Source organism: Rhodococcus sp. IEGM 1307, assembly GCF_030056915.1.
GTDB lineage: Bacteria > Actinomycetota > Actinomycetes > Mycobacteriales > Mycobacteriaceae > Rhodococcus_F > Rhodococcus_F opacus_D.
Genome location: NZ_JASHKW010000002.1, coordinates 190,595 through 202,548, shown reverse-complemented (window position 1 = coordinate 202,548; position 11,954 = coordinate 190,595). Strand labels below are relative to the sequence as shown.

Here is an 11,954-nt window from a genome sequence, read left to right as displayed (position 1 = left end):
TCGGGCCTCACATCCGGAAGACGCCGAAGTTCTCGGCGCCTTCGATCGGGGCGTTGGCAATGGCCGACAGGCACATTCCCACCACGGTTCGGGTGTCGCGCGGGTCGATCACGCCGTCGTCGTAGAGGCGACCGGACAGGAACATCGGCAAGGATTCCGCCTCGATCTGGTTCTCGATCATGGCGCGCATGCCGGCGTCGGCCTCTTCGTCGAACGCCTGCCCGCGGGCCTCGGCAGAGGCGCGGCTGACGATGGAGATGACACCGGCCAGCTGCGCCCCACCCATCACGGCGGATTTGGAGCTGGGCCAGGCGAACAGGAACCGCGGGTCGAATGCCCGTCCGCACATGCCGTAGTGGCCGGCGCCGTAGGACGCGCCGAGCAGGATCGAGATGTGCGGGACGGTGGAGTTGGAGACGGCGTTGATCATCATCGACCCGTGCTTGATCATCCCGCCCTCCTCGTACTCCTTGCCCACCATGTATCCGGTCGTGTTGTGCAGGAACAACAGTGGTGTGTGCGACCGGTTGGCCAGCTGGATGAACTGGGTGGCCTTCTGCGATTCCTCGCTGAACAGCACGCCGCGCGCGTTGGCGAGGATGCCCACCGGATATCCGTGCAGTTCGGCCCAGCCCGTGACGAGTGACGATCCGTACATCGGCTTGAACTCGTCGAAATCGGAGCCGTCGACGATGCGGGCGATCACCTCGCGGGGATCGAACGGGATCTTGAGGTCGGCGGGGACGATGCCGAGCAGTTCCTCGGCGTCCTCGAGCGGTTCGATGACCTCGGCCCGCGGCGCGGGACCCTGCTTCTTCCAGTTCAGGCGCTTGACGATGCTGCGGCCGATCCGGATGGCGTCCTGCTCGTCGACCGCGAAGTAGTCGGCGAGGCCGGACTTGCGGGCATGCATCTCGGCGCCGCCGAGGGTTTCGTCGTCGGATTCCTCACCGGTGGCCATCTTCACGAGCGGCGGTCCGGCGAGGAACACCTTGGACCGTTCCTTGATCATGACGACGTGATCGGACATGCCGGGGATGTACGCGCCGCCGGCCGTCGAGTTGCCGAAGACGAGGGCGATGGTCGGGATACCCGCGGCGGAGAGCTGGGTGAGGTCGCGGAACATGCGGCCACCGGGGATGAACACTTCCTTCTGGGTGGGAAGGTCGGCGCCGCCGGATTCCACGAGGGAGATGACGGGGAGCCGGTTCTGCCGGGCGATGTCGTTGGCGCGGAATCCCTTCCGCAACGTCCACGGATTGCTGGTGCCGCCGCGGACCGTCGGGTCGTTGGCGACGATCAGGCACTCGACGCCCTCCACCACGCCGATACCGACGACAGTGCTGGCGCCGACCGGGAAGTCGCTGCCCCACGCCGCGAGCGGGCACAGTTCGAGGAACGGCGAGTCGGGGTCGAGGAGCAGTTCGATGCGCTCCCGGGCGAGGAGCTTGCCGCGCTTCTTGTGCCGCTCGGTGTACTTCTCGCCGCCGCCAGCGAGTGCCTTGGCGTGCTCGGTGTCGATCTCGGCGAGCTTGTCCGTCATGGCCTTCGCCGCCGCGGCGTACTCTTCGGAACTCGTGTCCAGCGTGGACTTCAACGTGGTCATGACTGATACCCCAATCGCTTGGCCGCGAGCCCCGTCAGGATCTCGGTGGTACCGCCACCGATCCCGAGGATGCGCATGTCGCGGTACTGCCGTTCCACTTCGCTCTCCCGCATGTAGCCGAGGCCGCCGAACAGCTGGACGGCCTGGTTGGCCACCCATTCGCCCGACTCGACGGCGGTGTTCTTCGCGAAGCAGACCTCCGCGATGAAGTCCTCGTTCGACACGAGCGAACGCTCCACCAGCGCTCTGGTGTAGACGCGGGCCACGTCGGTCTTGCGCGCCATCTCCGTGACCGTGTTCTGCACCGACTGCCTGCTGATCAGCGGACGGCCGAACGTCTCGCGGTCGCGCACCCACTGCAGTGTGAGGTCGAGGCACCGTTGCGCGCTCGAATAGGCCTGCGCGGCGAGGGCGATGCGCTCGGTGAGAAACGCCTGGGCGATCTGCGCGAACCCGCTGTTCTCCTCGCCGACCAGATTTGCGGCGGGCACCCGGGCGTCGACGAACGACAACTCGGCCGTGTCCGACGCACGCCAGCCCATCTTGTCGAGTTTGCGTGCCACCTCGAAGCCCGGTGTGCCCTTCTCGATCACGAGCAGGGAGACCCCGGATGCGCCGGGGCCGCCGGTGCGGACGGCGGTGACCACGAAGTCGGCCCGGACAGCAGACGTGATGAACGTCTTGGATCCGTTGACGACGTAGTGGTCGCCGTCGCGGACCGCGGTGGTCCGCAGATGCCCGACGTCGGAACCGCCGCCGGGTTCGGTGATGGCGAGGGAGCCGATGAGCTCGCCGCGCAGGGTGGGGCGGACCCACTTCTCGATCTGCTCCGGGTCACCGGCCGCCGCGAGGTGCGGTAGCGCGATTCCCGACGTGAACAGGGAAGCGAACGCGCCACCCGATGCACCCGCCTGGTGGAATTCCTCGCAGATCAGTACGGCGTCGACGAGGTCACCGCCCTCGCCTCCGACGGATTCGGGGAAGCCGGCGCCGAGCAGACCCAGCTCGGCGGCCTCCCGGTGCAGCGCGCGGGGCAGTTCGCCGTCGCGTTCCCACTCGTCCAGGTGCGGCAGTATCTGTCGTTCGACGAAGCTGCGCACCGTCTTGCGCAGTTCCTGCCGCTCGGGTGTGTCCCACACGCTCACAACGTTGTCCCTTCGGGAAGAAGTGCTTCCGGTATGTCGAGGTGCCGGGATCTCAGCCATTCGCCGAGCCCCTTGGCCTGCGGGTCGAACCGGGCCTGGGACGCGACGCCTTGCCCGAGGATTCCCTCGATCACGAAGTTGACGGCGCGCAGTTTCGGCAGCACATATCTCGTGACGGTGAGGTCGGCGGCCTCCGGGAGGAGGCGCTTGACTTCGTCGACGGTCAGGGCGTGGGCCAGCCACCGCCACTGTTCGTCGGTACGCACCCACACACCGACGTTCGCGTTGCCGCCCTTGTCCCCACTGCGCGCTCCGGCGATGGTGCCGAGCGCCACCCGGACCGTGGGTTCGGCACCCCGCGGCTCCGGGAGCGCGGGTTCGGCGACGTCCTCGAGTTCCCGGACGTCGGTGGCGGGTTCGATGTCGACGCGCGTTCCGTCCGGTAGCACCGCGACGTGCGGCACCTCCTTGGCGTACACGTATCCCGGGGTGAACACGCCGTAGGGCTGCCCCTGCCCGGGCGGCGCCGTCAGCGTGAATCCCGGGTAGCTCGCCAGTGCCATTTCGACTGCGACGGAGGAGAATCCGCGTCCGACCGCGTTGGCGTCGGAATCCCGGACCACGCAGCGCAGCAGCGCGCTCGCGGCCTCCTCGGTGTCGGCGTCCGGGTGATCGGTGCGGGCGAGCGACCAGTCGAGTTCGGCCGGCCGCGTGGGAAGCCACCCCTCGAGCTGCCGTTTCACCAGGGCAGCCTTGGCCTCGATGTCGAGGCCGGTGAGGACGAACACGGCCTCGTTGCGGAATCCCGCGAGCGTGTTCAGCGACACCTTGAGCTGCGGCGGCGGTGCCTCCCCGACGACGCCACTGATGCGCACGCGGTCGGGTCCGTCCTGCGACAGTGCGGCGGAGTCGATCCGCGCGGTCACGTCGGGACCGGCGTAGCGGCCACCGGTGATCTCGTACAGCAACTGCGCGGTGACGGTGCCGACGTTCACGGCGCCACCGGTCCCGGGGTGCTTGGTGATGACGGACGATCCGTCCGAGTCGATCTCGGCGATCGGGAATCCGGGACGGTCGAGGTCGTCGATCTCGGTGAAGAACGCGTAGTTGCCGCCCGTCGCCTGGGTGCCGCACTCGATGACGTGCCCCGCCACCACGGCGCCGGCGAGCTGGTCGAAAGCGTCTCGCTGCCAGCCGAAGTGCGCGGCCGCCGGGCCCACGATGACGGACGCGTCGGTGACGCGCCCGGTGACGACGACGTCGGCACCGGCATTCAGGCATTCGACGATGCCCCACGCGCCGAGGTAGGCGTTGGCGGTCAGCGGGCTGCCCAGCCCCAGTTCGGCGGCCCGGCCGATCAGGTCGTCGCCTTCGACGTGGGCGATCGTCGCCTGCAGCCCCAGCTTGTCGTTCACCTCCCGCAACGCGTCCGCGAGACCGGCCGGGTTGAGGCCGCCTGCGTTGGCGACGATGCGGACTCCCTTGTCGAGGGCCAGCCCGAGGCAGTCCTCCGCCTGACGGAGGAACGTCTTGGCGTAGCCGCGGTTCGGGTCCTTCATGCGGTCGCGGCCGAGGATCAGCATGGTGAGTTCGGCGAGGTAGTCGCCGGTCAGATAGTCGAGCTCGCCGCCTTCGAGCATCTCGCGCATCGCCGACAGGCGGTCGCCGTAGAAACCGGAGCAGTTGCCGATCCGCACGGTCATCGGGTTCCCGCCTCGCGGCCGCCGCCCGCGGGGCCCGCGAAGGCCTGAGCGATGTTCAGCCACGCGTCCGCATCCGCACCGGTGGCCTCGAGAGCGAGATCGGCTCGGTTCGCGCGCTGGGTGACGAGAAGGCAGAAGTCCTCGGCGGGCCCGGTGACCTTCTGCGCGGCATCCTCGGGTCCCCACGTCCAGACGGACACTCCGTCGGGGGCGGTCAGTTCGACGCGGAACTCCTCCGCGGGTGGGGCGAGTTCGTTGACGGCGTAGGCGAAGTCGCGGGTGCGGACACCGAGGTGGGCGATGCTCTTCAACCGCTCGGTGGGTGTGCGCGGCACCGAGAGCGCGTCGGCGACGTCCTGACCGTGCGCCCACGTCTCCATCAGGCGGGCGGTGGCCATCGAGGCCGCCTTCATCGGCGGGCCGTACCAGAGGATCTTCTGTCCCGGCGGCACCGCCAGGAGAGCCTCCGCGAGTCGAGCCCGGGCCGAGCGCCAGGCGGCGAGCAGTTCCGCAGGTTGCCGCCGGGCGTGCTCCTCGGCGCCGGCGTCGACGAAGCCGGCGGGGTTCGAGGCGGCCACCGTCAGTTGCTCGGTGAAGCCGTCGGGATCGGTGATCGCCAGGAGGGCGGCCTCGTCGGTCCACAGCAGATGTCCGATCTGGTGGGCGATGGTCCAGCCCTCGGCCGGTGTCGGATCGGCCCAGCGGGAGTCGGGGAGGTCGGCGACCAGGGCATCCAGTGAATCGCTCTCGGCGCACAAGTCGTCGATGAACCTCTGCAGTTCAGCCATGCGACCAGCATCACACCGGCCCGATAAAAAAGCAAGCACGATTGATTGTTATTTGGCTGCGGATCGTCCGGCGAGCTGCCACGCTGGTCACGTGATACGACAGTTGCTCACCCATGCGGCGCTCAACCCTCTCCCCTCCCCGCGCGCACTGGCCGCCCGAGCCGTACCGGGAACCGGCCACCGCATCGCCGGGAAACGGATCCTCGTCACCGGTGGTTCCTCGGGGGTCGGGGAAGCGGCCGCACGCCGGCTCGCCGCCCTCGGCGCGGAGGTGGTCCTCGTGGCCCGCGGCTCCGACGCCCTCGAGTCCGTGCGCGACGACATCCTGCGGTCCGGTTGCGACGCGCACGCCGTCCCCTGCGACCTCACGGACCCGGAGTCCGTCGACGCCCTCGTCGCTCAAGTGCTCGGGGAGATCGGCCCAGTCGATGTACTCGTCAACAACGCCGGGCGGTCGATCCGGCGGACGGTCGAGGATTCGCTGGACCGATTCCACGACTTCGAGCGCACCATGGCCGTCAACTACTTCGGCTCGACGCGACTGACCCTCGCGTTGCTCCCGTCGATGATCGAGCGCAGCGAGGGCCACATCATCAACGTCGCGACGTGGGGGGTACCCGCCGGCGTGATGCCCAAGTTCTCCGCCTACCACGCGTCCAAGGCGGCCGTCGGCGCGTTCGGCCGAAGCCTCGGCGCCGAAGTGCGCGACCGCGGAATCTCCGTGACCACCCTGGACTTTCCCTTGGTCCGGACGCCGATGATCGCGCCCACCACGGACTACGACGCGATGGCGGCCCTGACTCCCGAGCAGGCGGCGGAATGGTTCGTCACCGCCGTGCGCACCCGGCCGATCGAACTGCTCCCCAGTTACGCCGAACTGTTCCGGGTGCTCGGCACGTTCGCGCCGTCCGCCACCGACGCACTGGTACGGCGCACCGGCATCTGAGCGCAATGACAGACTGGGACGGTCTCGAATCCGCGCTCACACCCGAGGGAGTCGTCCATGACCGACGCCGTGCTCACCACCCGCGAAGGCGACATCGTCACCTGGACGCTCAACCGTCCGGAGGCGCGCAACCCGATCTCCGAGCCGGACGTGATCGAGGCGCTCGAGAATGCGGTGGCCGACGTCAACGGTGATCCCAGCGTGCGCGTCGCGATCGTCACGGGTGCGGGTTCGGCGTTCTCCTCCGGCGGCAACGTCAAGCACATGCGCGACCGCGCCGGAATGTTCGGCGGCTCCCCCGCCGACCTGCGGCAGGGTTACCGGCACGGCATCCAGCGCATTCCGCTGGCCCTCTACCACTGTGAGGTGCCGACCATCGCCGCCGTCAACGGACCCGCGATCGGTGCCGGATGCGACCTGTCCCTGATGTGCGACATGCGGATCGCCTCCACGGCCGCCGTGTTCGCGGAGAGCTTCGTCAAGGTCGGACTCGTTCCCGGCGACGGCGGCGCCTGGTTCCTGCCGCAGGCCGTCGGGATGGCGCGCGCCAGCGAGATGGCGTTCACCGGCGACGCGATCGACGCCGCGAAAGCCCTCGAGTGGGGACTCGTCTCGCAGGTCACCGAACCCGAGGAACTCCTCGGCGCGGCACGGGCGCTCGCCGAGCGGGTGGCGGTCAACCCGCCGCAGGTGCTGCGGATGACCAAGAAGCTGCTGCGCGAGGGCCGTCACCAGAGCCTCGAGAGCCTCCTCGAACTGTCGGCGGCCATGCAGTCGCTCGCCCATCACACCGCGGACCATCACGAGGCGGTCGGCGCGATGCTCGATCGCCGCAGCCCGAACTTCACCGGCCAGTGAACCCGGGCATCGAACACCGGTGACAGCCGAGCCGCGCAGTCAGCTTCTTCCCGTCGTCTCGGTCCTCGGATCGGTGCTGTCCGTCCAGTTCGGCGCCGCCTTCGCGAGCACCCTGTTCGAGGCGGTGGGCGTCAGTGGCGCGGTGTCGCTGCGGCTGACGATCGCGGCGATCATCCTCGGGGTGATCGTGCGGCCGCGGTGGCGACGGTGGACACGAACGCAACGCGAGGGCATCCTCGCACTCGGAGTGGCGCTGGCCGTGATGAATTCGGCGTTCTACGAGGCCCTCGCGCGGCTCCCGCTCGGCACCGCCGTCACCATCGAGTTCCTGGGACCGCTCACCCTCGCCGCCGTGCTGTCGCGAAGACTGCGGGACGGTGTGTGGGTGCTGGCGGCGCTGACCGGGGTGATCATGCTCGGCCTGCGCGAGAACTCGGGTGCCGAGTCCCTCGACCTCGTGGGGGTGGCATTCGCGCTCACCGCCGGGGCGGCGTGGGCCGGTTACATCGTCGCCGGCTCGAACCTCGCGGCAACGGTTCCCAGCGCGGACGGCCTGGCGGGCGCGAGCATCGTCGCGGCGGCCCTGACGCTTCCGCTCGGCGCGGTGTCCGGCGGCACCGCACTGTTCGACCCCCGGATCCTGGCCGTGGGCGCGGCGGTGGCCCTGCTGTCGTCGGTGATTCCGTACTCGCTCGAGCTACGGGCGCTGCAGGTGATGAGCAAGAAGGTGTTCGCCGTGCTCATCGCGCTCGAGCCTGCGGCCGCGACCCTCGCCGGGGTGATCGTGCTCGGGCAGGTCCTCGGACTGCAGTCGCTGGCCGCGATCGCGCTCGTCGTCGCGGCCGGTGTCGGCTCCGTCCTGAGCAACCGGTAGCGGCACGGCCTGCGGGCGGGGCTGGCAGGATCGACGCGTGAGCACAGCGAACCTGACCCGAGCCGAAACCGCCGAACGTTCCCGCGCGATCGACGTTCTCGGCTATCGGGTGGAACTGGACGTACTCGGCGCCGTCGACCGGGAGGTCGGGACGTTCGCGACCACCACGACCGTCGAGTTCACCGCCCGCACGTCCACGACCTGGCTCGACTTCCTCGGCGCCGGTGTGGAGTCGGTGACGGTCAACGGCGCCGACGTCCCCGTCGACTACGACGGCGCCCGCATCGCGTTGACCGGGCTGTGTGAATCCAACGTCGTGATCGTCGCAGCCCGGGGCGAGTACAGCCGTTCCGGTGAGGGTCTGCACCGGTTCCTCGACCCGGCGGACGGGCAGACGTACCTGTACACGCAGTACGAACCGGCGGACGCGCGGCGGGTGTTCGCGTGCTTCGAACAGCCGGACCTGAAGGCGCCGTTCACGTTCGTCGTCACCGCGCCGCAGGAGTGGGAGGTGGTCTCCAACCAGCAGGTCGCCGAACGGGAAGACACCACCGGCGCGCAGGTCGTCACGTTCGCGCCGACACTGCCGATCTCCACCTACATCACCGCGGTCGTGGCCGGGCCCTACCACCGGGTCGACTCGGAATGGAGTGGCGGCGACGTCACGATCCCGCTGGGCGTCCTGTGCCGCGCCTCGCTTGCGCAGTACCTCGACGCGGACACGATCTTCGAGATCACCCGGCAGGGGCTGGGGTTCTTCACCGACGGTTTCGATTACCCCTACCCGTTCGGCAAGTACGACCAGGTGTTCGTCCCCGAGTACAACCTCGGCGCCATGGAGAACCCCGGCTGTGTGACATTCACCGAGGCGTACGTGTTCCGCGGCGCCGCCACCGACTCCCAGTACGAGGGCCGGGCGAACACGGTCCTGCACGAGATGGCCCACATGTGGTTCGGCGACCTCGTCACGATGGTGTGGTGGGACGACCTGTGGCTCAAGGAATCGTTCGCCGACTACATGGGCGCACTGGCCAACGCGGAGGCCACCCGGTGGACCGGCGCGTGGGTGGCCTTCGCCAACCGTCGCAAGGCGTGGGCGTACCTGCAGGACCAGTTGCCGACGACGCATCCGATCGTCGCGGACATCGTCGACCTCGAGGCCGCGAAACTGAACTTCGACGGCATCACGTACGCGAAGGGCGCCAGCGTCCTCAAGCAACTCGTCGCGTACGCCGGGCGTGATGCGTTCTTCGAGGGGGCACGCCGCTACTTCCGCGCCCACGCCTTCGGGAACACCACCCTGACGGATCTGCTGACGGAACTGTCGGCGACGTCGGGCCGGGATTTGACGAGCTGGGCGCGCGCCTGGCTGCAGACCACCGGCGTGTCCGCACTGAGCCTGCAACGCGGCGCCGACGGGCGCGCCGCGATCGTGCAGACCGATCCGCGTCCGCACCGGCTCGGCGTCGGGCGCTACGACTTCGACGACACCGGCGACCTCGTGTGCGTGGAGCGGGTGGAGGTCGACCTCACCGACGCCCGCACCCCGATCGACCTCGCCGACGCGCCGCTCGTGTTGCTCAACGACGCCGACCTGACGTACGCGAAGGTACGGCTGGACGACCGATCGCTGACCACCGTCGAGACGTCGCTCGACCGGCTGCGCGACCCGCTGGCGCGGGGCCTGATCTGGTCGTCGCTGTGGAACGCGACCCGCGACAGCGAACTGGGTGCCACGCGGTATCTGTCGATGGCCCAGCGGTTCTCACCGGCGGAGTCGCACCTGACCCTCCTCACGTCGGTGCAGGCCAACGCCCCCTATGCGATCGAGCACTTCCTCCCCGAGACGTCGCGCGACACCGCCCGTCTCGACTGGCTCGAGCACACCTGGCGCGCGTTGTGGGACGCCCCGCCGGCTTCGGGAAGCCAACTCGCCTGGGCACGCGCGGTTGCCGGCGCAGCGGCGATGGACGGCAGTCGCGCGGCCGGCATCCGATCGATTCTCGAGTCCGGCGGGTCGGTACCGACCGGGCTGTCGCTCGACCCGGATCTGCGCTGGGGATTCTGGGGCGCGCTCGCCGCCACCGGACACGCCGACGACGCGGACCTCGACGGGGAGCTGCGCCGCGACGACACCGGTTCCGGTCGCACCGCGTACTTGCGGGCGAGTTTCTCGCGACCGGACCCGGACGTGAAGGCGAAGGCCTGGGAATCGATCTTCCACGACCGCACACTGTCCAACGAACATCTCGGGGCGATCATCGCCGGGTTCCGCGCAGGCGCCCGGCACGACCTCGTCGAGGGTTACGCCGCCGACTACTTCGCCTCGATCCGCTCGGTGTGGGAGGAGCGCAGTATCGAAATCGCGCGGCGGATCGTGGTCGGGCTGTTCCCGTCCGAGCCCACACTCGACGCGGCGGACGGATGGCTCGATACCAACGCCGATGCGCCCGCCGCGCTACGACGGCTGGTGCTCGAGCAACGGGATCATCTCGCCCGAGACCTGCGAGCGCAGGCGTTCAACAGCCGTTCGGACGTCACCGGCTGACCGGCCGGGCACCGTTCGACGTGCGGGCCGTCCACCGTTCCAGGGCGTCCCGCCACCGGCCGGACGCACTGTCGCCCGCCCAGGCGATGTAGCCGTCGGGACGCACGAGCAGTGCGGGGCCCTCGTCGGTCCGGGTCACCGCGTGGACACCGCCCGGGACGGGAGCCCCGGGCGCGGTGACCAGGACGAAACCGCCCGAGCGCATCACCTCGTACAGCCGTCCGCCGTCGGTGGGCAGGTCCTCGGCACGTCGGCCGACCAGGGTGCTCTCACCGGCGGCGTGGCCGTACCCGATTCCGATCCCCGAGAACATCCGGGCGATCGCGTCGCCGATCGGCGGGAAGGAGAGAAGCGCCGCCACTGCCCCGTTCCGGAGCTTCCGGAGGATCCACGGCCGGACGATCATCATACGCATCGTGGCACCGCTCGACCGCAGAACCAGCCGTCCCACCGGGTGCCGCTCGGAGTGGTACGTGTCGAGAACCGCGTCGTCCGCGCCGTCCAGGACGGCCGCGAGTTTCCAGCCGAGATTGACGGCGTCCTGAATGCCGGTGTTCATTCCCTGCCCACCGGCAGGCGAATGCACGTGGGCTGCATCGCCGGCGAGAAACACCCGACCCGTCCGATACTGCGGGACCTGCCGTTCGTCGCTGTGGAAACGCGACTGCCAGCGCACGCCGCCGAGACCGTAGTCCGTGCCCATGGCGACCTCGATGGTGCTGCGCAGTTCCTCCCGATCCACGGGCGCGGTGTCGTCCACCTGATGCCGCCGGTTCCAGGCGATCACGCGAAACAGGTTGTCGCCGTAGGGTGCGATGAACGCGAATCCGTCGCGGACGGCGTTGACGGTCACGAGATTGTCGGGTGGGTTCTCGAGTTCGACGTCGGCGAGCATGATCGACCGCAGCACGGCCTTGCCGGGGAACGGTTGCCCGATCATCGTCCGGACCGCGCTGTGCGCGCCGTCCGCACCGACCGCATACATCGCGTGGAACGTGCTGTCGCGTCCCGAACTGTGGTGGCCGTGAACACGGACGCCGTTCCCGTCCTGCTCCACCCCGGTCACGGTGAACCCGCGGATGATGTCGGCGCCGCGGTCCCGGGCGTGTTCCTCCAGGAGGGTGTCGACGTTCCGCTGCGGGGTGACGAGGACGAACGGGAACCGGGACCGCAGGCGTCCGAGGTTCAGCGCTGCACCGCGCCACAGCTTCAGACCCGGCGAGGCGGCGCCGGTGGCGACGAGTCGGTCGGCGAGTCCGCGGGCGTCGAGCAGTTCGAGGGTGCGGGCGTGGACGCCGAATGCGCGGCTGAGGGTGGACGGTGCGGCGCGCTTGTCCAGCACCGTCACCGATCGGCCCGCCGCCGCCAGCTCTCCCGCGAGCATGCATCCGGTGGGTCCCGCGCCGATCACCACCACGTCGATGTGCGTCATGACGTTGCCTCCGATCGAAAGCGTCCCGACTAAGTCAACAACCGTTGACTTCCA

At 69.3% G+C, this 11,954-nt stretch carries 9 protein-coding genes; 4 read left to right on the top strand and 5 right to left on the bottom strand.

Translation table 11 applies throughout. The features are described from left to right. Positions 1-7 precede the first annotated feature (7 nt). From QM841_RS04690 to QM841_RS04675, 4 genes are read right to left on the bottom strand one after another with little or no spacing between them, the layout of a single operon-like run. Positions 8-1,606 carry an acyl-CoA carboxylase subunit beta gene (locus QM841_RS04690; protein ID WP_283331080.1) on the bottom strand — a complete coding sequence of 533 codons (1,599 nt, stop codon included), beginning with the start codon at positions 1,604-1,606 and terminating at the stop codon, positions 8-10. After that, on the bottom strand, positions 1,603-2,751 hold the full coding sequence (locus tag QM841_RS04685) for an acyl-CoA dehydrogenase family protein (protein ID WP_105418844.1): 1,149 nt from the start codon (positions 2,749-2,751) through the stop codon (positions 1,603-1,605). The genes QM841_RS04690 and QM841_RS04685 overlap by 4 nt, the downstream gene beginning before the upstream one ends. Then, the gene (locus QM841_RS04680) at positions 2,748-4,454 is read right to left on the bottom strand and encodes an acyclic terpene utilization AtuA family protein (RefSeq protein WP_283331079.1); all 1,707 of its coding nucleotides are present in this window, start codon (positions 4,452-4,454) and stop codon (positions 2,748-2,750) included. The genes QM841_RS04685 and QM841_RS04680 overlap by 4 nt, the downstream gene beginning before the upstream one ends. After that, positions 4,451-5,242 (bottom strand): TIGR03084 family metal-binding protein, encoded by a 792-nt coding sequence (locus QM841_RS04675; protein WP_283331078.1) that lies wholly within the window; start codon positions 5,240-5,242, stop codon positions 4,451-4,453. The genes QM841_RS04680 and QM841_RS04675 overlap by 4 nt, the downstream gene beginning before the upstream one ends. On the opposite strand from QM841_RS04675, the gene QM841_RS04670 reads away from it, so the two are divergent. Genes QM841_RS04670 through pepN form a run of 4 tightly spaced genes read left to right on the top strand, consistent with a single transcriptional unit; the run spans position 5,220 to position 10,468 of the window. Then, a complete protein-coding gene (locus QM841_RS04670) occupies positions 5,220-6,188 on the top strand; it encodes an SDR family oxidoreductase (RefSeq protein WP_283331077.1) in 969 nt (322 codons plus the stop codon). The genes QM841_RS04675 and QM841_RS04670 overlap by 23 nt on opposite strands. A gap of 57 nt (positions 6,189-6,245) precedes the next feature. After that, a complete protein-coding gene (locus tag QM841_RS04665; protein ID WP_280779951.1) occupies positions 6,246-7,046 on the top strand; it encodes a crotonase/enoyl-CoA hydratase family protein in 801 nt (266 codons plus the stop codon). Between the two features lie 19 nt (positions 7,047-7,065). Beyond that, complete coding sequence (locus QM841_RS04660) at positions 7,066-7,920, top strand: EamA family transporter (RefSeq protein WP_283331076.1); 855 nt, start codon at positions 7,066-7,068, stop codon at positions 7,918-7,920. Between the two features lie 37 nt (positions 7,921-7,957). Continuing rightward, positions 7,958-10,468, top strand: a complete 2,511-nt coding sequence (gene pepN, locus QM841_RS04655) for an aminopeptidase N (protein ID WP_283331075.1) — start codon at positions 7,958-7,960, stop codon at positions 10,466-10,468. Here the strand turns inward: pepN and QM841_RS04650 are convergent. Continuing rightward, positions 10,458-11,900, bottom strand: coding sequence for an FAD-dependent oxidoreductase (locus QM841_RS04650; protein WP_283331074.1), 1,443 nt, complete (start codon positions 11,898-11,900; stop codon positions 10,458-10,460). The two genes, pepN and QM841_RS04650, sit on opposite strands and share 11 nt — an antisense overlap. Positions 11,901-11,954: the final 54 nt, after the last annotated feature.

Excerpts from the sequence above, each read along its gene's own strand:
- QM841_RS04690 (WP_283331080.1), bottom strand. The coding sequence starts at position 1,606 with ATGACCACGTTGAAGTCCACGCTGGACACGAGTTCCGAAGAGTACGCC.
- QM841_RS04680 (WP_283331079.1), bottom strand. The coding sequence starts at position 4,454 with ATGACCGTGCGGATCGGCAACTGCTCCGGTTTCTACGGCGACCGCCTG.
- QM841_RS04670 (WP_283331077.1), top strand. The coding sequence starts at position 5,220 with ATGAACCTCTGCAGTTCAGCCATGCGACCAGCATCACACCGGCCCGAT.
- QM841_RS04675 (WP_283331078.1), bottom strand. The coding sequence starts at position 5,242 with ATGGCTGAACTGCAGAGGTTCATCGACGACTTGTGCGCCGAGAGCGAT.
- QM841_RS04665 (WP_280779951.1), top strand. The coding sequence starts at position 6,246 with ATGACCGACGCCGTGCTCACCACCCGCGAAGGCGACATCGTCACCTGG.
- QM841_RS04650 (WP_283331074.1), bottom strand. The coding sequence starts at position 11,900 with ATGACGCACATCGACGTGGTGGTGATCGGCGCGGGACCCACCGGATGC.